The sequence below is a fragment of the Deinococcus hopiensis KR-140 genome (assembly GCF_900176165.1).
Lineage (GTDB): Bacteria > Deinococcota > Deinococci > Deinococcales > Deinococcaceae > Deinococcus > Deinococcus hopiensis.
In genome coordinates this window covers 296,992-315,218 of the sequence record NZ_FWWU01000007.1, presented here as the reverse complement: position 1 = coordinate 315,218, position 18,227 = coordinate 296,992, and the positions used below count along the sequence as shown (strand labels likewise).

General features: G+C 63.5%; 18 protein-coding genes and 2 pseudogenes. 6 read left to right on the top strand and 14 right to left on the bottom strand.

Features of this window, described 5'->3' with window-relative positions:
- Positions 1-148 precede the first annotated feature (148 nt).
- Positions 149-397, bottom strand: a complete 249-nt coding sequence (locus tag B9A95_RS10085; RefSeq protein ID WP_139806651.1) for a hypothetical protein — start codon at positions 395-397, stop codon at positions 149-151.
- A gap of 103 nt (positions 398-500) precedes the next feature.
- Between B9A95_RS10085 and B9A95_RS35295 the strand changes: the two genes are divergently transcribed.
- On the top strand, positions 501-1,706 hold the full coding sequence (locus B9A95_RS35295) for a hypothetical protein (protein ID WP_245808237.1): 1,206 nt from the start codon (positions 501-503) through the stop codon (positions 1,704-1,706).
- Positions 1,707-2,160: 454 nt separating this feature from the next.
- On the opposite strand, the pseudogene B9A95_RS37040 reads toward B9A95_RS35295, so the two are convergent.
- Both B9A95_RS37040 and B9A95_RS10070 read right to left on the bottom strand, forming a co-directional pair.
- Positions 2,161-2,247: pseudogene (locus B9A95_RS37040) on the bottom strand (ABC transporter permease); the annotation flags it as partial.
- A 21-nt stretch (positions 2,248-2,268) separates the two neighbouring features.
- Positions 2,269-3,834, bottom strand: a complete 1,566-nt coding sequence (locus B9A95_RS10070) for an ABC transporter substrate-binding protein (RefSeq protein WP_084046960.1) — start codon at positions 3,832-3,834, stop codon at positions 2,269-2,271.
- A gap of 614 nt (positions 3,835-4,448) precedes the next feature.
- Between B9A95_RS10070 and B9A95_RS10065 the strand changes: the two genes are divergently transcribed.
- Complete coding sequence (locus tag B9A95_RS10065; RefSeq protein ID WP_139806650.1) at positions 4,449-4,631, top strand: hypothetical protein; 183 nt, start codon at positions 4,449-4,451, stop codon at positions 4,629-4,631.
- Between the two features lie 965 nt (positions 4,632-5,596).
- Here B9A95_RS10065 and B9A95_RS10060 read toward each other — a convergent pair.
- Both B9A95_RS10060 and B9A95_RS10055 read right to left on the bottom strand, forming a co-directional pair.
- Positions 5,597-6,586 carry a serine hydrolase domain-containing protein gene (locus B9A95_RS10060; protein WP_084046955.1) on the bottom strand — a complete coding sequence of 330 codons (990 nt, stop codon included), beginning with the start codon at positions 6,584-6,586 and terminating at the stop codon, positions 5,597-5,599.
- An 816-nt stretch (positions 6,587-7,402) separates the two neighbouring features.
- The gene (locus B9A95_RS10055) at positions 7,403-8,281 is read right to left on the bottom strand and encodes an EamA family transporter (protein ID WP_084046952.1); all 879 of its coding nucleotides are present in this window, start codon (positions 8,279-8,281) and stop codon (positions 7,403-7,405) included.
- 103 nt (positions 8,282-8,384) lie between these two features.
- Here B9A95_RS10055 and B9A95_RS10050 point away from each other — a divergent pair, with 103 nt between their 5' ends.
- Complete coding sequence (locus B9A95_RS10050; protein ID WP_084046949.1) at positions 8,385-9,302, top strand: LysR family transcriptional regulator; 918 nt, start codon at positions 8,385-8,387, stop codon at positions 9,300-9,302.
- 70 nt (positions 9,303-9,372) lie between these two features.
- Here the strand turns inward: B9A95_RS10050 and B9A95_RS33535 are convergent, their stop codons facing one another.
- On the bottom strand, positions 9,373-9,546 hold the full coding sequence (locus B9A95_RS33535; protein ID WP_170928558.1) for a hypothetical protein: 174 nt from the start codon (positions 9,544-9,546) through the stop codon (positions 9,373-9,375).
- Between the two features lie 246 nt (positions 9,547-9,792).
- On the opposite strand from B9A95_RS33535, the gene B9A95_RS10045 reads away from it, so the two are divergent.
- Entirely contained in the window at positions 9,793-9,975 is a 183-nt protein-coding gene (locus tag B9A95_RS10045) for a hypothetical protein (protein ID WP_139806649.1), read from the top strand.
- Between the two features lie 480 nt (positions 9,976-10,455).
- The gene (locus B9A95_RS10040) at positions 10,456-11,754 is read left to right on the top strand and encodes an IS701 family transposase (protein ID WP_084046943.1); all 1,299 of its coding nucleotides are present in this window, start codon (positions 10,456-10,458) and stop codon (positions 11,752-11,754) included.
- 642 nt (positions 11,755-12,396) lie between these two features.
- Here B9A95_RS10040 and B9A95_RS37035 read toward each other — a convergent pair.
- From B9A95_RS37035 to B9A95_RS31995, 6 genes and pseudogenes are all read right to left on the bottom strand, one after another.
- A pseudogene (locus B9A95_RS37035) lies at positions 12,397-12,456 on the bottom strand (GlyGly-CTERM sorting domain-containing protein); the annotation flags it as partial.
- Positions 12,457-12,593: 137 nt separating this feature from the next.
- Entirely contained in the window at positions 12,594-13,367 is a 774-nt protein-coding gene (locus tag B9A95_RS10025; protein WP_084046938.1) for a 5'-3' exonuclease, read from the bottom strand.
- A 187-nt stretch (positions 13,368-13,554) separates the two neighbouring features.
- Positions 13,555-13,887, bottom strand: coding sequence for a hypothetical protein (locus B9A95_RS35290; RefSeq protein WP_245808236.1), 333 nt, complete (start codon positions 13,885-13,887; stop codon positions 13,555-13,557).
- A gap of 545 nt (positions 13,888-14,432) precedes the next feature.
- Positions 14,433-14,567 carry a hypothetical protein gene (locus B9A95_RS36170; protein ID WP_281255838.1) on the bottom strand — a complete coding sequence of 45 codons (135 nt, stop codon included), beginning with the start codon at positions 14,565-14,567 and terminating at the stop codon, positions 14,433-14,435.
- A 29-nt stretch (positions 14,568-14,596) separates the two neighbouring features.
- A complete protein-coding gene (locus tag B9A95_RS10015) occupies positions 14,597-14,854 on the bottom strand; it encodes a hypothetical protein (RefSeq protein WP_084046936.1) in 258 nt (85 codons plus the stop codon).
- Positions 14,851-15,063, bottom strand: coding sequence for a helix-turn-helix domain-containing protein (locus tag B9A95_RS31995; RefSeq protein WP_139806648.1), 213 nt, complete (start codon positions 15,061-15,063; stop codon positions 14,851-14,853). The genes B9A95_RS10015 and B9A95_RS31995 overlap by 4 nt, the downstream gene beginning before the upstream one ends.
- 543 nt (positions 15,064-15,606) lie before the next feature.
- On the opposite strand from B9A95_RS31995, the gene B9A95_RS10005 reads away from it, so the two are divergent.
- Complete coding sequence (locus B9A95_RS10005) at positions 15,607-15,825, top strand: hypothetical protein (protein WP_084046931.1); 219 nt, start codon at positions 15,607-15,609, stop codon at positions 15,823-15,825.
- A 59-nt stretch (positions 15,826-15,884) separates the two neighbouring features.
- On the opposite strand, the gene B9A95_RS10000 is transcribed toward B9A95_RS10005, so the two are convergent.
- The gene (locus tag B9A95_RS10000; protein ID WP_084046928.1) at positions 15,885-16,985 is read right to left on the bottom strand and encodes an SGNH/GDSL hydrolase family protein; all 1,101 of its coding nucleotides are present in this window, start codon (positions 16,983-16,985) and stop codon (positions 15,885-15,887) included.
- Positions 16,982-18,100, bottom strand: coding sequence for an acyltransferase family protein (locus B9A95_RS09995; RefSeq protein ID WP_170928556.1), 1,119 nt, complete (start codon positions 18,098-18,100; stop codon positions 16,982-16,984). The genes B9A95_RS10000 and B9A95_RS09995 overlap by 4 nt, the downstream gene beginning before the upstream one ends.
- Between the last annotated feature and the right edge of the window lie 127 nt (positions 18,101-18,227).

The following is an 18,227-nucleotide window of genomic DNA, read 5'->3' as shown; positions in this document are numbered from 1 at the left end:
CCCAGCCGGAGCGTAGAGCGGGCGGCCTTGCTAAAGGCCCCCAGTCTTGACGAGCGCGCTGAAGCTGTCAACGTGGCGGAGAAGCCGCGTTCCGGCGGCGCCTGCCTCACGCCCAACCGTTCACGGGTGGCCCGCCCCACGTCCTCGATCACTTCTCAAACGCGGGGCACGAGCGCGACTTCGTGGAAGCGGTCCTCCTCACGTTGCTGGGCGGCCAAGCGGCGGGCAGCGTCCCACCGCTGAGAAACTCGGCATTGCCGTACACGTGGTCCCAGTCAGCGTCTGTGGTCAGCGTGTCCACAAACACGGCCAGCCGCTGCGTCAGCACCACGAACACCGCCACCTCCTCGCCCGCACGATAAGCGCGGATGCGGGTATGGGCAGAGGGAGGTGCCAACTCTTCGGTGTGCGTGGGGCTGCGCTCGCGCGGGCACTGTAAAGGGCCAAGGGGCGCTCGGCGCGCCATCCCGCCATCATCCCGCTCCGCCTACGCTCAGGGCATGAAGAGCGCGCGTCCCCCCGTCCTGCGTCCCCTCCTGCTCCTGGCGGTCCTGGGGACGCTTGGCCCCGCTGCCCCGGCCGCCACGGTGCCCGCCGCCCTGACGGGCGAGTGGTATCAGGGGCAGGTCTATCCGGCGGCGGTGTACACGGTTGGAACCAAGGGCTACCTGGACGCCAACGGAGGCTCGAACCGCCTCGTGCTGCGGGCAAACGGCTCGTATGAGCTCGCCCGCATCAGCTCCAGCATGATTCCCGGCACTTTCGGCATGAGCGGCCACATGATCTCGTGCGAGTCGGTTGGCGTGTACTGGGAGCGAGGCACCTTCCGGATATCGGGGCAGCAGCTCACTTTGCACCCCAGCGAGGCGCATGGAGTCAACGGCGCGGCGCCCACGCGCCTGAACGCCGGGTGCGTCCGCTTCGCGGGCATCCGCAACGAACGCGCCAACGCCGCGCCCCGCCCCTACACCTGGAAAGTAGGCGCAGGGGCGCTGCTGCTCCAGACTGGGGACACCAGCCTGGAGTACGCGCGGTCCACCCCGCATCCGCCCGCGTCCCAGGCGAACCCCACGTCCGCTCCGGCAACACCGGCTCCCCGCCCGGCGGCCGCCACCCCGGCCCGGAGCCGCCGGGTCGTGGACCGCCGTATTCACCACGGACGGCGGAACCCGGCTGGACGCCCGCTTCAGCATGGACGACGACCGGGGTGTGGCGGGCGTCGTGTACTCACCCCAGGGCGACGTGCTGGGCTGGGTTCAGGGCCAGAGCGCGTCCGGCACGCTGGTCGTCACGCTCAAGGTCAACGACGACCAGACCGTGGAGCTCCGCACTGCCGGGCGGTTCTCGGGGGAGACCTACGAGGGACGCTTTCAGGCGGTGAACGCCGCTGGGCAGGCGATGGGCGGCGGCACGCTGAAGCTCCAGCGCCGCTAGAACACCTCCCCACCTCCTGCACGCGCCGCCCGCCGCACGAGCGGATGTGGCCGCAGCGCAACTGGCTGAGCAGGTCGGCGGAAAAGTCCGCCCGCGTTGCCACCGCCTGCCGCACACTGGAGTCGGCCGACGGTTGCAGGCCAGAGGTGACGGGAGGCAGGGATGGGCTGCGAGCGCCGCGCGGACCGACAGGTCAGAACGAGGCGTTCGTCCAAGCCCGGTTGGGCCATCACGCGCCACCTCGGGCCGCCCCCCCACGGGCGTGGGGTTAGGGCAGGTTAAGGGATGGAGATGGGGAGGCGAAGGGAACGACTGCGCCAACACGGCGGAACACTTACGCCTCCCGACTTCCCGCACTGCGCGGACAGTACGCCTTTGCGAAATGTGAGGGAGGCGCGGCGGTAGCAGGCAGGCGAGGACCAGCACGTACCAAGCAGCCCCACCGACAACACGCCCAACGTGACTCCTGACCTTTGCCCCGCCTGTGCGTCCCCTGGGGTGTACTGGGTGACTCGGGAGACGGGGGCGGTCGCTTTCCATGTCGCCGAAGTGGAGGCATTTCTGAGAGCACTCCCGGAGGACGACAGCCTGAAATACCAACACTGAAAAGAATCCTTGAAGCCCGGGGCTCTGCGCTTCAAGCCCTCCACGCTGTGCGCCTATGGCGCACATGAACCAGGGCGACCTCCATGCTTGATTCGACAGGCTGGAGCTGCCGGTGATTATGTCCGGCAGGCCCACGATGCCCGGCACCGCCATGCTGTTGAGAGAGGGAATCACACCCGTCTGCACCGCCGAGGCGATCCCTGGGTGTGCCGCGTCCCTCTGTCAGGGTTACTTGCCCCCGACCCGGACCAGGTTGAGGGACCCCACGGTACCCAGCGGCCCGGTAATCCAGTTTTTTACCCGAGCGCGTGCGGCGGCCGGGGCCGCGCTGTGCACGATGGGGAGCCGTACGTTGGCGTTGTATGTCAGTTCCTGGAGTTGTGCGTATATTCCCGCCTTCGTCTGCCGGTCAATTGCCGCGCGGCCCCGGCCCAGCAACGCGTTAATGTTGCCGGGGTCAAAGCCAATATCAACGCTGCCTGCCTTCCCGTAAAAGGCGCTGTAGAAGTTATCGGGGTCGCTGTAATCCCCGCTCCAGCCATACAGGAACATGTCAAAGCGGCCCTTCTGCCGGTCTTCAAGGTACTTCGCCCAGTCCTCGGTCCTCAGGTTCACCTTGATGCCGATGGCACCCAGGTCGGCGGCGATCGCTTCCGCGACAGGTTTGGGCTGCGGGAAGTAGCTGCGGCTGATGGGCATGTACCACAGGTCCACCGAGAAACCATTGGGGAATCCCGCCTCTGCGAGCAGCCGCCTGGCCACAGCCGGGTTGTAGGTCACCCTGGGAATGGTCTTGGCGTTTGCCCAGCTCAACGCTGGCGGCAGCAGGCTGTTGTCCGTGGCACCCAAGTCACCCCAGAAAGCGTCCACGATCGCGGGGCGGTTGACGGCGAAGCGAATGGCCTCACGCACCTTGGTGTTTCGCAGGGCAGGGTGCCGAACGTTCATGTTCAGCAGGCCCACGTTGAAAGCCGGCGGCAACACCAAGCGCAGGTTGGGATCGGCCTTGATTGACTTTGCCACCTGGGGGTCGAGGTTACTCGTGAAGTCGATGGTCCCGGCCCTGAGCTCATTCAGCCGCTGGCTGGGATCCTTGATGAAGCGGAAGAGAAGTTGATCGGCGGTGCTGCGCGTACTCCAGTAGCCTGGGTTGGGTTTCAACACCAGGCGGTCCCCGGTGCGCCAGCTCACGTACTGGAAGGGGCCGGTACCCACCGCGCCGCCCGCTGGGGTGCCGTAGTTCCCCCCCAACCGTTTGACGGCCGACGGCGAGGCGATCCCGAAGTAATCGGTGCCCAGCAGGTCGGGGAAGGCGGTGACGCCGCGGGTGAGCGAGAAACGGACGGTGTTCGCGTTCACCTTGGAGATGCTTTTCAGTAGGCTGCCGCTCTCGCCCTTGTACCCGCCCATCAGCTCACCCCAAATCTCGAAGGTGCCGCCGTAGCGGTAAGGATTCTTCTTGTCCCACCAGCGGTTCACGTTGAAGAGGACGGCGTCGGCGTTAAAGGGTGTTCCGTCGTGGAATTTTACATTCTGCCGCAGGGTGAAGGTCCACTCGGTCGCCGAAGTGTTGCTCTTCCATGCGGTGGCGAGGCCAGGGACCGGTACCGCGGTACCGGGTTGGAAATGCACCAGTCGGTCGTAGATCTGCACCTGCCCCTGAAGGCTGGGGCTGTCACTGGCGTTGCCGGGGTTGAGGTTTACGGGCTCGCCAGGCGCGCCGTAAACCAATGTGCCCGCGGCTAGCGCCTGACCGAGCAGCAGGGTACTGAGCAGGAAAAACAGATTCTTCATCGCGCTCCTCTCATGCGGGGACAGGGCCTTGAGCGCCGCCACGAGGGACAAGTTTTATCACCTGATCTCGCGCAAGACCACGCACATGAAGGAAATCCAGCCATTCGGACTTGGGAAAGCGGTCCCGTGGAATTGGGCAGAACGGCGACCTTTTCACTTCAGGCCAACCGTGGGGGGAGTCGCCCCTGACCGGAAGCGGCTGCAACCACTTTTTTCCCCGGACATCCTCTTGATCACGGCGTCAGTTCGCACCGGTCCTCTGCACCCCGGGTCACGGGGAAAATGGCATGCACGCAGAACGTCCCTCTGGAATTCATACCGATTGATGCCGCGATTAATAAGTCACGCCCTGTTACACGGACTCCGGGAAAGCAGTAACAAGATCAAAAAGCTTACCCTGCCCCACGAATCCGCTGAGTTCTGGGAGATCTACCGCCGGAGTACGTGTGCGGTCGAGCGACGACGCAGCCAGCTGCTCGCCTTCCTGGCGGTAAGCTACGCAGAAGCGCTGCGACTTCCGGGCTATGCCGAGCAGGAAGCGGATTCTCGGTGCCTACCGTGAACGTGGGGTGGGTGGACTCAAGCTTCAGCGGCACCAGAAGAGGGGCGCCCGCATGCCCTTGAGCGACCCCGAACTCCTGCTGCTGCCCCAAACCATTCGGGCAGACACCGCCGCTGGCGGTGTCTGGAATGGCGCACGCGTGCAGTCCTGGGTGCAGCAGGAACTGGGCACAGAGCTGCATCTCAGCCGCTGCGCTGCCGGCTGGACCGCGCGGGATGCAGCCTTCAGCGTGTAGCCTTCAACGGCCCCGGCCTCGACAGCTCAGGGCCGATCAGGCCACCCAGGATGCGTTCAAAAAAAGTCCTCCCCGCCGTGATCCAAGTAGCCCAGGCAGGTCTTGAAGGAACTGAACGACGCCGAGAAGCGGGCATCGAGGAGCACCGTGAGGGGTTAAGGCCCCTGGTGGGCAGGCGCCGGGCCAAGCGAGGCAAAGCGCCCACTGTGCGCGCCCAACACCGTTACGGGTGGCTGTACGTCTGTGCCTGCGTCTGCCCGCAGGTGGGAAAACGCCAGGACGGGCTGTGACCCACGGTCAATACCGCGGCGTTCCAGGGGGAAGAGCCGGGAGACCGTCCTGGTCCTGCACGCCCTGCAGTTGCAGTGCCCGCCGGGCATTCGTCTGGCCGCCTCCCTGTTCCGCAGCGCTGCAACCTGTCAAACGCCTCTGGTCCTTGAGCGGTGCGCTTCTGAAGCATCAACTCTTCCAAACCCCCGAAGCCCTTAGTTGCTCGCCGTGCCGCGTCGCCGTCTGGAGCACCAGAGGGAAGCGCGTTTGCTCCCTCACCCTCTGGTGGCCCCTATAATACGAGACCAAAGTGATTCCCGTATGTGGCAAAGTCGGTGGTGAGGCTATAAAACTCGTCTGTGAATACCCAGTGCGGAGTGGCTCTCATGCACCAAAAGGCGGAAATCACTTTAGTTCCGTATAACCGGTGAACCGGAACGCATAGGATACGGACTGCCACCGGGTCTTGAGGGTCCCTCCCACCCGGTTGCCCAGGACCTGCAAGTTGGTCACGATCTGCTTGAGCCATCCGGTGTCATTCGAGGCGGTCGGCCGGGAGGGGGATGGAGATGTGAGCGGTGACATGCGTTCCAGTTTTCGTTGCGCTGCCTCCTGATGCTCGTGCTCAAGACGGCCCGAACTGATCCTCAGGTGTACGGGCACTCCAGAACGGCGTGCCCTGAGTGTGGCGGCACTCAGAAACTGCCAGGCGCAACCTGAGTTTCTGTCAGGTCATGCCCCACTGCCGGAAGCACGAGTTCTCGAATCACGTAACGGTGATTCGGATGGTCAACGGTCTCACCCGTCATGACGACGACAAGTTGCACTTGTGGGAAAACCGCAATGTACTGGCCGCCCCACCCGGTCGCGTACCACGCTTCCAGTCCAGCCTCCCGCGTGACCCACCACAGGTAGCCGTACCACGCGATCCCTTCCATCCACTCGTACGCCCTCACTTGAGGTTGGATCGACGCTTGCAGCCACGCCCCATCGACAACTGACATACCGTTCCACATTCCACGCTGCAGCACCAGCTGGCCAAACCGCAGCGCATGGAGCGGAGTGAGGTGGACGTAACCCGACCCGAACGGGCGTCCCACCTTGTCGGTCGGCCACGCATGCAATTCGGCCCCGATGGGGTCAAGCAGGCGCGAGCGGAGCGCTGTGTCGAGTCTTTCGCCAGTGGCCCGCGCTAGGACTTCACCGAGCAGGTGCGTACTCGCATTGGAGTAATGGAAGGTGGCACCAGGATCAGCGACGAGCTTCTGGGTTAACGCAAACTTGACCGGGTCATCCGCGGAGAACCACGCGTCGTCGTACGCTGGGTGCGTCAGCTCCGACTGCAGGCCCGCCGTCATCGTCAACAGATGCCTGATCGTCACGTGCCGCCAGCGCAGGTCAATCACGTCGGCAGAGAATTCCGGGAAGAAGTCGAGGACTGTCCCCTGCAGATTGTTGAAGATGCCTCCGCACATGGCACCGAGCAGGCTCTTCGTCACAGACTGAAAATCCTGTGGGTCCGCCGAGGTGCAGTTCCAGTACTGCTCAAGGACGAGTTGCCCACAGCGCGCCACCAGCAGACTCCTCACGTGCGGCAGTCGAGCGGTAACGTGGTCAACGGCGGCTTGAAGCCGTGCAGCATCCATGGCCACGGTGGCTGGAATCAAGCTCGAATTGGGCGTCATTCAAAGAGCGTAGCGTCCCCGGCAAACGGGCGGAACTGCTCCTTGGCGATGGCTCCACTTCCCTGGCTCCCGCAGGAAACGGGGTTTTTCCCGGGCACCAAGTGCTCCCCAGAAGGGCCCTCGCAGCGGCTCTCCCGGACCACCGGTGCGGCGTGCAGCAGGTAGCAGGTGCGCGGGGGGCCAGGACCGCACTGCCTGGCTCAATCTCCAGCAACCGCCGGGCCAGCGAAGCCGGTTTCTCATCTGCCCCTGCGCAGCCCACGCCTCCAGCAGCTCCAGTCCAACCCGACGGGGGACCACGGTGGCACCTGTGCCCATCCAGCACGTGTGCGGGTCCGTTGGACATCAGTTGCACCGCTGTGCCGCGCGCGTGGCCGCTCGCGCTTGCCACGCCTCCACGGGTTGCGGCCCTTCCAAAGGCATGCTCCCGTAAGGCTTCGTCTTCCAGTCCCGAGTGTTGCTGGTGATCATGTGGGTTGGTGGACACCCTGCTGTTCTCCCTGCACGGGGGAAGTCATTCGCGGCACTCCGTCTGTCATCTGAACAGGACGCTCCGGAGAGGGCCGCGCACGCTGCGGCTGCTGGCGTGACGCTGAGGCCACAACGGGAGAAGTCCTGAAGCGCGCCGTGCGCGGCCCTCTCCGGAGCAAGATCAGCGGGAGTCTCACGGTCCTCCTCCCTCCCTGCTACTGTACTGGCGCTCTGACGTCGGGCACCGTGCCCTGCTCGCGCGTGTCCAACCGCTCCGTTCCAACTGCCCCCCGCTTGCCTGTGGCCAGAGCGTTGTGTCCCTGCCCGAAATCCCATGCCGGCTCCTCAGGGTGCTGGACTGTCAATCCGCACCCCTGGGGCCGTCCAGGCGGTTGCTCCGCTCGCCACGGCCACCAGCACCACGGCGGTCCACTGACCCACGGACAACACCTCATGCAGGAAAAGTGTGCCGCACAGCGCCGCCACGGCAGGCTCCAGGCTAAGGAGCACGCTAAAGGTTCTGAGCGGGAGGCTGCGGAGCGCCACGAGCTCCAGCGTGAAGGGAACTGCACTTGACAGCACGGCCAGCGCCGCTCCCGCCAGCACCAACCCTGAAGTCAGGTGGTCCCAGTCACCGGAGAGACCAACGAACGGGAGCGCGGTCAATGTGGCGATGCCCATGCCCACAGCCACACCCGTGCCGCTGGGCAGAACCTGAGATACCCGGCTCCCCAGCACCACGTAGCCCGCCCAGCAAGCACCGGCCAGCAGGGCAACGAGCATGCCCACACCGTCCGTTCCCTGGCCGCTCCAGGGGGTAATCATCGCCACACCGGCGCCTGCCAACGCCACCCAGACCACGTCCAGTGCCCTACGTGAACCCACCACCGCCAGCAGGAGGGGTCCGACGAACTCTAGCGTCACGGCCAGACCCAGGGGAATGCGGGCCAGCGCAAGGTAAAAGAGCAGATTCATGCTGCCCAGCACCATCCCGTACGGAAGGACGGCCCGCCACTGCTCGGGGGTGAGCTGCCGCAGGGAGGGGCGGAAGACCAGGCACAGCAGGAGGGCCGAGAGGCCAATGCGCAACCCAGTTGTGCCGATTGCCCCGACCACGGGGAACACACCCTTGGCGATGGCTGCCCCACCCTGCACGCTCAGGACCGACAGGAGTAGGGCGGGGCCGGCAGGCAGGGTGGGAAGCGGCTGGGCGAGGCGGAGCATGGAGACCAGTCTGGCCGGGTGGGACAGGGCTGCCCACCCGCGTCAGCCGTCGTTGAGGCAGACAGCCACCGGAACTTCCGGGGACCCTGCCATACAGTGGGGCATGACCCACGGACCGACCCTGATCCAGTTGCGGGCGTTCATCGCGGCCGCAGAGGCCGGGAGCTTCGGACAGGCCGCAAATGCCCTGGGTCTGGCCCCCAGCAGCGTCAGCGAGAGCGTGCACGCGCTTGAACAGCTGCGGGGAGAGCCGCTCTTCCGGCGCTCTCCCCGGGGCATCACCCTGACTGCCGCTGGGGAACGTGCCCTGCCGCACGCCCGGCTGGCCGTACAGCACAGTGAAGACTTCACCCTGGCTCTGAATGGGAACGGGGCAGCGCTGGCGGGAACCCTGCGGGTGGCGGCCTACCGCAGCCTCGGGGTGCACCTGCTGCCCCCGGTACTGTCGCTGCTGCGCCGGCGTCATCCGCACCTCCGGGTCCAGATCCTTGACGGCACGTCAGGCGAGGGCGGGGAACACCTCATTGAGGACGGGCGGGCCGACGTGGCCTTTACCGAACTCACCGCTCACACCTCTCTCTTCACCCTGCCGGTGGTCGAGGACCAGCACGTGGTGGTGTTGCCGAAAAGACGCTTGTCCAGGAGCCTGACGTGGGTGGACTTCCAGGCGCAGCCCCTGCTCCTGTTCCCAGCGCATCACGCCTGCAACGCTGAGCTGCACCGCCACCTTCACACATTTCTCACGCCAGACACTGTGGTGGAAGAAGTTGCTGAGGACGAGGTGATGCTGTCGATGGTGGAGCATGGCCTGGGCTGGGCCGTTCTGCCCCACCTGGCCGCTTTGCCCCTCCGGCAGAGCTTGATGACGCAGCCCTTGCCCGTACCCCTCGCAAGAACGCTGGGCGTCGCCATCCAGCCGGGGCGGGCTGGGCTACCGCATACCCGCGCCTTTCTCGACGCCTTGCGGATGTACCGGACGACGCCAGAGTTCGGGAGACTGCAGAAGTTCCTGTCAGAGTAGGGTGGCGAAAAAGGCGGCAGGTACAGACCAGTTCAGCCCAAGGTGGGCCCCTCTACAGGCAAGCGCCAAGTCACCCCACCAGGCGTCCACGTCGTGGGGCGGCCGACAGACCCAGGGTGTACGCCTCGTCAGCTTGTCTTACGGCACCGTACTTATACACGTGCACGCTGCGCTGAAGGGCCGTGAAGAAGCCCAGTACCAGCCGTGGCGTCAACTGCTCCGTGAAATTCTGGAATCCAGTCATGTCCCTTGAGAGCCACGAGAGTCTCCCCCGTGGGGTCAGGCGGGGTTACTTACCTGACATTCTTCATTTTGGGGAAAGGAGGTCCAGAACAGCTTCCCGCCTCATATTGAGGGTGTAATTCAGGGCAGTGACCGTGCCAGACGACTTTATTCTGCCAGGCCCACCTCCTGTTGCCGCAAGCAGCATCGGGGGGCGATCCGCCGCTTTCTCAACCACCAACGTTGGCGTTTACGCACGCTCCTGCAGGTGATGCGCCAACGTACCTTGGATACGTTCCAGGCGTACCTCCGTCGGCACATTGGCGTCCACCGCCAACCCAGGATCATCGTGGAAACCGCATCTATCCCCAAAGAAGGCGTGTTTGCTGAACTGGAGGGCTGGATTCACACCCTGAATGGCATCAGGGGTCTGCACGGCGCGCTGCCGTAGCTCTGTCGCGGGAAGCTCCGCCTGCCCTGGGGCTTCAAGATCTGGCGTGGTCGAGCCACGTCCCCTGTGCCAGGCCCGGCTTTGCGGCTGGTCCGGCAACTCCTCCCGGAAATGCGCTCCACATCCAAACAGCTAGAAGCTGCCAAGATCACGATCCAACTTGAATGACCTGATTTTGGTATTTGCGTAAACACCCGACCCAGAGCCTGTTTTCTTGCTGGTCAGCGGAGAGACCTTTGATCAACTTCGAGCACCCTTCCCGGCTCTCTGCTGCCAGGCTGGATCTGGAATCTCGGAACTGGGGATGCGGCTACCTCGTCATCAATAAACGTCCCACACGTACTTCTTCAGCCTGTTTGTTCGCTCGCCACAGAACCAGACCTTCTATTTTGGATGGGCATCTTTTCACCCTCTAGCTGTACTTCGGGGAAATTCAGGAGGAACTAGGGAGGCCAGCATCGGTGATGCTGGCCTCCTGCTATGCCACGTTCTTTGCCCCCTTGGACCCGACATTTTCCCACCTGGTTCGCACCCTTTCTGACGCACTTTCGCCACCGTGCAGGGCGCACTTGGGCACCGTTGTACGTGCGTGGACTGTGCAGCGGTGCGTCCCGGAAAAGCATGCAACCTCTGGCTGCTGTGGTGGCTCCTGGAAAAGAAGACCACCTCCAGCACTTCATCACCGACAGTCCCTGGCCAACTCGTCCCCTGGAAACGCTGCTGGCCGAGCGGGCCCAGCAAATGCTTGGAGGCAAAGACGCCGTCTTGATCATTGACGATACCTGCCTGACCAAATTTGGGACGAAATCCGTGGGGGTTGCTCGCCAGTATTCGGGACAGGTGGGCAAGATCACGTCCTGTCAGTGTCTGGTCTCCCTGACCTTAGCCCAGCACGAGGTCCCTGTTCCCCTGGCCCTCCGGCTCTTCCTGCCACAGGACTGGACCAGCGATCCGGCGCGTCTCCAGGCTGCTGGTGTTCCAATGGAACACCAGCAGCCACAGACCAAATGGGCGTTGGCACTCCAGGAACTGGACCGGGTACGCGAACACGTCACCTTCGGCATGGTCTTGGCGGACGCTGGGTATGGCGTGACGGCTCAGTTCCGCCATGCCCTCACCACGCGCGGACTGCTGTGGTCGGTGGGTGTGACTCGCACACAGACGGTCTATCCCAAGGACGTTCGCTTAATCCCTATCCCCAAGTTCTTTCGTGGCAGAAGACCCAAGCACCCCACCCCCTCCGAAGACCGGCAATCGGTGGAGGACGTCCTCAAAGGTGCTGCATGGCAGCACCTGGTGTGGCGACACGGGACCAAGGGTCCCCTCTCAGGACGCTTTGCCGCTGTGTACGTGCGTCTCGCCGATGGAGAGGAAAATGCCCAGGGCCAGCACCTTCCCGGGCAGGCGGCCTGGATCATCCGTGAACAGCGACGGGGAGAGGAACGCAAATACTACGTCTGTAATCTCCCCGAGAACACCTCTCTCTCTCGGCTGGTTGAGGTGACCAAGCGCCGCTGGGCTTGCGAGTTGACCCACCGGGAGCTGAAGGACGAAGTCGGTCTGGACCACTTTGAGGGCCGTTCCTGGCAGGGCCTCCATCACCACGCCGTGCTTTGCATGCTGGCCCTGACCTTCCTTCAATGGTTGCGATTGACCCAGCCCGATGACCTCAAAGGTGACACTGTCCCCGCTATTCGAGCGGAGGTGGCAGGGGACCTGCCCCTGCCACCTCCGTGCCAGCAATGCCGCGCCTGCACAGCTTTATTCAGCGGTCCCTGAATTTCCCCGAAGTACAGCTAGCGTCTTCTCGTGGACGCCGGGTGGCCACCACGGTCTTCTTCTCTGAAATCTGGCGTTGGGGCTCCATTTTACGGTGGGGATGCGGGCGGACCGCGCACGGTCAGCGTGTCAAAGACATCACGGCGCCGCTGCGCCGCGTCTTCCTCCAGGGTCTCCCGGACCTTCCCTTGCGGCTGTACTGGGTTTGGCTTCCCGCCAAACGGGGAGAACGGCAGGAACAACGCTTTCTTGTGTCCTCCAGGTTCACAATGCCCAGGACCGCGAAACACAGGGCGGCGTAGGTGGAAGATTGAAGCGCTCTTCAAAACGTTGAAGAGTCGCTTGGCCTGCCTGGGGTGCGCTCACTCGGTGGGCCCGCATGAAGTGTGCCGTATGGATGCCGCTTTTTGAATTTGAGAGGGCACGAGAACAGTTTTTTACCGTCTCGAACGAGGAACGACGGCATGCTGCTTAAAGTGAACGACGTCAATCTTCCCGGTCCGCCTACCAAGGCCTGTGGTATAGCGATGGGGCCTGATCGCTGACGTCCCGCAAGAGCATGCCAATATTCTCTGCCGGCACGCCAGCAAGTGGTGCTGTACCACGCTCAAGGACGATGAGGCGTGCCAAGCTCTGGTGGCCTCAAGGGCGCCTCAGGAAGTGCGCTCCACCCAGTAGGAAAATGGCCCACCAGTTCCAAGCGGCTCATTCGCTCATTCTCCGTCGCCATCCTTGCGCCCATGTCACTGGATGAGTGGAACGGTTTGCGTGTTCACAGGCCAACACAGCCAGGTCCGGTGCCTTTACCACCGCGTTGACACTCGCTGCCGCAGACAAGCTCACTCCTCGCCACGGGGTTTGCGGGGGGCGCCTGAACTTCCAGCGGTGGCGGTGGAGATGCGCCGTACAGGTGCGGTACTGACCAACCGGGTCAGTTGCATGGCGGCGTGAATCGCTTCAGGCGTTGTCTCCTGTAAGCCGGCCTGCGTGGTCCGGTCGAATGACCCCAGTTCGCTGTAGACCCCTTCCACCGTCCCGCAGCGCGCCACGACCTTCTGCGCCCGTGCGGGCCCCACGTTCCGGACACCAGGGATATTGTCCGATTCGCACCCGCACAGCGCCTTATACAGCGCGAAGCGCTCACGTGGAAATCCGTACTTCGCCTCGTAGTCCATTTGGGTAAACCGCTTACGGGTGCCTGGGCTGTACACCTGCACCTCGTCCCGCACACACGCGTGCAGGTCGGCGTCGGTCGTCACGATCACGACATTCCCTGGTGCACGTTCCGCAAGTGTAGCCATCACATCGTCTGCCTCATGGTCCGGTGCTGCTGCGCAGATGCACCCGAGCGCCCCCATCAGCTCCGCACCCCGCCTCAGCAACGCTTCAAGTTCCGGCGGTTTGCTTCCCCGCTGTCCCTTGTACGTGGGTTCAAGCCGCTTCCGGAAATTCGACGGAGAGTCCAGGGCCGCGATCACGTGCCTGGGCCCAAACACATGCTGGTACTCACGCAGTCGGTCACGCAGCACGTTCTGAGGGTGAACGCCGCCTGTGGCGAAGTAGGCCCGGACAATCAGGTTGCTGGCGTCTAGCAGCAGGTCAGGCGCGGTCATGGTTGTGGAATCTTTCGTCGAGCAAGCCGCATGATCACTCCCTACAGTAGCGGCATGTCGGGGAGTGGGCCCCAGATCAGGTTGGTGCAGGTGAAGGGCGTACTGGACGACTTACTGAAGAGCCATCGTACATGTCGGAGTACCCAACGTGAGTGGGCATGGGGGCTTTCAGTGCGTCTGAAAAAGGTCAGGGTGGACCTTTGGCCGAGCGGCGGACCATCAAGCGGATCCTCACCTCGTAGACAGGGTTCTCCGCTGTCTCCGGCAGCGCTTCATCGTCCCCGGCCATGCGCCTGGATTTCCAGGGCCAGGCAGAGGTCCGCTCGACGACCCAGCGGCGTTTCAGCACCACATCAGCACCACGAATCCCGCGGGCACCTCCACACGTCGTGGAGGTGCGCCTTTCGGTGCCCAGGTGCTTTGCCGGCCTGACCAGGGATTCCAGCGTCCAGCCGAGAAACGTTCCCTGTTCTCCTGCCAGTTTTCCGGTGTATCCCGCATCCGCCCACGGGTGCTTCATTCGGGGAAAAACATTCGGCGCCCCCTCGCAGGAGGAGGACCGCGCCCGCGCGGGGGAAGGACGTCCGCTTCATGCACTTTGATCGCCATGACGAGGCAGGGCGTATCCACGAGCAGATCACGCTTCCGTCCATTGACCTTCTGACCGCCGTCGTCACCACGTGGCCCCCCCGCCTCGGTGGTTATGACCGATTGGCTGTCAATCATTCCAGCACTTGGTGTCTCAGGGCGTCCTTCTCGCACCCGGACGACCTTCACGCAATTTGGTCTGCAACGTTTCCCACACGCCTTGCCGCCTCCACATCCTGTGCGCGTGGTCGGTTGTTTGCCAGGGGGAAAGATCGTGAGGCCGTCGCCTGCCAGGCCACGACCTCCGCGGAGGACGGAGAAGATGCTCTCCAGAATTTCTTGCAAAGACCACTTGCGCGGTCGACCCACAAGCAATTCAGGTGGGGTCAGCGGCTGGAGGACGTTCCACCTCCGCCCCATCATCCCTCCATCCTCTAATCAGGCAAAACCCGCTCCAGCACGTTTTTCAGTCGCACTTTAGCGCATGGCCCAGATCATTCCCAGCACGAGCAACGCTGCTGGGACGCCGAACCATTGAGCCGCCTCTTTGCTTGGCCAGAACAGCCAGCCGATCCCAAAGGCAGCAGCCCAGATGCCGGTGAGGATCAGCATGGTCCGCATTGAGGGGGGTTTGGGCGATTTCATTGCCTTGCCAGCAGGGCATGCATCTCTGCCCGCCGCTGTCGCCCTTTCTCGGTGATGACGGATGTCCCAAAGGCGCGACCGTCACGGGTCGTGAGGCGATCAGCGACGAGAAGACCGGCCTCACCGAATGCCGTTTTGGGCTTGACCTCCTCGGGGAGAAGCGCCATCCGGTCCTGGAGACGAATGGGGCCGTCTGGCATGACGGCAATCATTTGATCGATGGTCTGGAGCCCAGCCTTCTGGCCGCCGGTCACTGCTGCGCCTTCGGCCGGACCACGATTTCGAGACCAAGCATGTCGAGGGTCTTTCCCACCCATTCCCGGGGGAACGCCTTTTTACCAGAAAGGGCCTGGGTGACTGACGGCTGCTTCACGCCCAACGCTTCTCCTAATCGTGCCTGAAACCCCCGAGGTTGCTCAGCAACCTTCTGCCGGATCGTCGCTTCAAGTTCTGACCATTCCATTCTGCCAGCATACATAGGCTTTTAGCTATTGACAACACATATCCAAAAGCCTATTATTTTGGCAGAGTAGGGCGCCAACCCCGCGAAAAGCAGCTGCTCTTCTGACTCCATCACCTGTGAGCAAAAGGAGAACCATGAACATTACCACCCCCTGCCAAAACAGTCGCCGACGAAGCCCGCGTTGCCGACCTTGAGTACAGCGTGATTCGCGCCGCCCAACTCGTGACGCTGGGGTGGGACCACGACGGCAACCCGAGTACGATCGTGGACGACGAGAACATGAACTTCGTGGAGGCCTCCCACCTGCTGGGCCGCGCTTCCCACGTCGAGAAAAGAAGTCATCCTGCCCACGCCCGCTCTCATCGGGAACCCCACGGCTCACCAGGGGCACCGCACCCTCGGCCGCCTGGGCGACTGCAGCCACTCCGCCCTGGCCAGCGAGGTGCTGGGCCACACGGTGACCAGCCTCGCGGCGCTCGCGGCAGAGGACGCGGCCACGGTGCGCAGCTACGCCTTCGGGCAGCTCGGCCTGGAGGTGGCGGCGTGAAGCAGCTTGAGTTGATGGGCGTGACCCTCGCCGGCTGGAAGGCCGGAGGCATGGTTCACCTGGCGGCGGCCGCCGAAGGAGAGGATGCGGAGATGCGCGCCTCCCTCCTCACGGCGCTGCTCGAGTTGAAGGGCATGACGGTGGAGGTGGCACCGTGCCGGGCCACCGACGGGAGCCTGATCCTCGTGAACGTGAACGCCGAGGTGGCCGCGTGAAGCGGGCGCGCATCGTCTCCCGCTCGGCCTTCCCGGTGCCAGTGGGCACACGTCCTTCGTTAGGGGCTGGGGCAGCCACCCTGGCTTGCGGGCCACCGGGGCAGTCCAGCGCGTTTGAGGACCTCGAGCCACCGTGCGGCAGCTTCCCGGTGACCCACCAGGTTAGGATGGAGGCCGTCGGTTGTGCGGATGCGCCACGTAGACGTGTCTACGAAGGTGCTGCCCGTATGCTGGGCCACCCACTGTGTATCGGCGGCGTGGGCTCCGTTTAGAGCGGCTTCCAGAAAGACAGGAGCCCTCGGTTGTGCGCGGTGCAGGCGGCGGATTAGCCTTTCCAATGCCTCGCGGTACTGAGCAGAGTCCGCTGCCACATCGTTGACCCCTTCGCCGATTACCACGGCCTGGAACGCTGGCAAACGGGCCGGCCGTTCCTGCGCCCAGGCCTGCATGTACTCGGGAGCTGCGGGAACGCCGCCGCTGCCACCCCGGGTCACGCCCACGGCTCCGAACGCCGCGATATACGGCTCTGCACCCAGCGCCTGTGTGGCGAGCGTGGGATAGGCGAGACTGGCAGCACTGTTCACTGACGTGCTTCCACCCTGCTTGCCGCGCGCCAGGATGCCCGCAAAGATGCTCGTTCCAATCCACAAAACGGGAGGACACGGACTTTGCCAGGGCGTAAAGCGCGCAGTGGTTTCTGGAGTGGACAGGGAACGGAGGGCCAGTCCCGCCTTTTTTTGCCACAGAGGATCGTGCTCGTGGATGCCATCGACAATCAGACGAAAGCGGGTGATTCGCTCCGTTGGAAGGTTCGAGGCGAGCAGGAGACGCGAGTTGCCCTGCATTGGGACGGAGAGGCGGCGTTCGGGTTTCTCCTCCTGAAGGAGGACCAGCGTGGGAGACAGCGTGCTGGCCGGTGAACGAACAAATTCGGCCCAGACGGCAGAAGCCCCCGTAACTTCAAACTGAACTCCGCTGCCCTGGTTGATGGTCAGGGCAGCGGTGCCGCCGGACACACGTTCTGGAAACCAGCGTCCGAAAAAGTGAACCTGGGTGACCGCCGGTATATCCACCCAGTTCGGGGGCCTCCAGGCGACTTCCCAGAAGGAGAGTGCAGCCAGAAGGGTCACGAGGGTGGCCAGACCACGTCTGTTCTTCATGCCTGGTTTCGACGAAAGGGCCGGGTGGTTGCGCGTCCACGCTCAATGGCACGGCGTTCGACATACTCGTATCCCAGGTGCGCCACGCCGAGAGTCAGTGCAAACGCTGTGAGGATCAGGACAGGCAGTGGCAAGAGGCCAGCGCCCAATCGAACTACGACGGCCAGGACAAGCGCGTGATACAAGTACAGACTGAAGCTGACGCGGCCCAGCCACAGCAACCCGGGCCGTTCCAGCCACAATTGCCAGCGCTTCCACCCCAGGGCCAGCACGATCAGGAGCGCCGCACCCAGCAGCACGGCGTAGTCGTTCAGGGCCAAGCGGCCGAGGAGGGGCTGCGGCGCGTATCCGTACCACTGCACGGGAATGATCAGGAGGGCCAGCAGCAACAACGCTGCGCACATGGCGTCGTTCAGTCGAGTAACCCAAACCGTGAGGGCCTGGCGGTGGTGCGAGAGGACTGCGCCGAGGACAAACATGGGAAGGTAACGGAGAAGGCCGCGAAAGACGTCAGTACTGTATGGCGACGCCGTCCAGTACCACCCTATGGAAAGGGTCCCCAGTGAGACGATGATCAGGGGGCGCTGACGGGCCAGGAGCAGGACCAGGGGCAGAAGCAGCGACACCCACATTTCCCACTTAAGGCTCCAGACCACCGGGATATAAGTAGAGTTCATGAGGTCCATGGAGCCCAGCATCAATACATGTTGTGCGTAGGCGTCAACTGACGCTCCTTTCCAGATGGCATTGAACCAGGTGCTGGTACCGCTGACATCTTTGGCGCCAATGAGCGCGGCAGAGCAAGCTGCTAGAGAAACGGCCACCATCATCGGCACCCAGATTCTCCACAGTCGACGGACAATAAACTGTTCCATGTCGAATTGCAGGCCCTGCCAGCGGGGTAAGACCAGCACGAAGCCTGAGAGGACAAAAAAGAGGCTGACTGCTTCACTGCCTGCCCATAGGAGGTGCAGAGGAGAGTAGAGCAGAATCCCGACCCACCCCCCCGCCGTTTCTGGATAAGGATAAAAGGCAGGAAGGGCCACCAGGTAGTGGTGGACAACCACGATCAGGGCGGCCAGACCACGCAGGCTGTCCAGAGCTGGGTAACGCATGAGAACAGCATATCGTTCCCAGTTTTGGAAACCCTCGCCCGACACAATTCCACCATCTTTGCGACGTTGATGCCCAGGTCGCGAGCCGTGCCTGGGAGGTTGCCTCTGGTTCGGGCGAGTTGCACTG

Coding starts and splice junctions, on each gene's coding strand:
- B9A95_RS35295 (WP_245808237.1), top strand. CDS start 501: ATGAAGAGCGCGCGTCCCCCCGTCCTGCGTCCCCTCCTGCTCCTGGCG.
- B9A95_RS10070 (WP_084046960.1), bottom strand. CDS start 3,834: ATGAAGAATCTGTTTTTCCTGCTCAGTACCCTGCTGCTCGGTCAGGCG.
- B9A95_RS10065 (WP_139806650.1), top strand. CDS start 4,449: ATGCCCTTGAGCGACCCCGAACTCCTGCTGCTGCCCCAAACCATTCGG.
- B9A95_RS10060 (WP_084046955.1), bottom strand. CDS start 6,586: ATGACGCCCAATTCGAGCTTGATTCCAGCCACCGTGGCCATGGATGCT.
- B9A95_RS10055 (WP_084046952.1), bottom strand. CDS start 8,281: ATGCTCCGCCTCGCCCAGCCGCTTCCCACCCTGCCTGCCGGCCCCGCC.
- B9A95_RS10050 (WP_084046949.1), top strand. CDS start 8,385: ATGACCCACGGACCGACCCTGATCCAGTTGCGGGCGTTCATCGCGGCC.
- B9A95_RS33535 (WP_170928558.1), bottom strand. CDS start 9,546: ATGACTGGATTCCAGAATTTCACGGAGCAGTTGACGCCACGGCTGGTA.
- B9A95_RS10040 (WP_084046943.1), top strand. CDS start 10,456: ATGCCACGTTCTTTGCCCCCTTGGACCCGACATTTTCCCACCTGGTTC.
- B9A95_RS10025 (WP_084046938.1), bottom strand. CDS start 13,367: ATGACCGCGCCTGACCTGCTGCTAGACGCCAGCAACCTGATTGTCCGG.
- B9A95_RS35290 (WP_245808236.1), bottom strand. CDS start 13,887: ATGAAGCACCCGTGGGCGGATGCGGGATACACCGGAAAACTGGCAGGA.
- B9A95_RS36170 (WP_281255838.1), bottom strand. CDS start 14,567: ATGCTGATCCTCACCGGCATCTGGGCTGCTGCCTTTGGGATCGGCTGG.
- B9A95_RS31995 (WP_139806648.1), bottom strand. CDS start 15,063: ATGGAATGGTCAGAACTTGAAGCGACGATCCGGCAGAAGGTTGCTGAG.
- B9A95_RS10000 (WP_084046928.1), bottom strand. CDS start 16,985: ATGAAGAACAGACGTGGTCTGGCCACCCTCGTGACCCTTCTGGCTGCA.
- B9A95_RS09995 (WP_170928556.1), bottom strand. CDS start 18,100: ATGCGTTACCCAGCTCTGGACAGCCTGCGTGGTCTGGCCGCCCTGATC.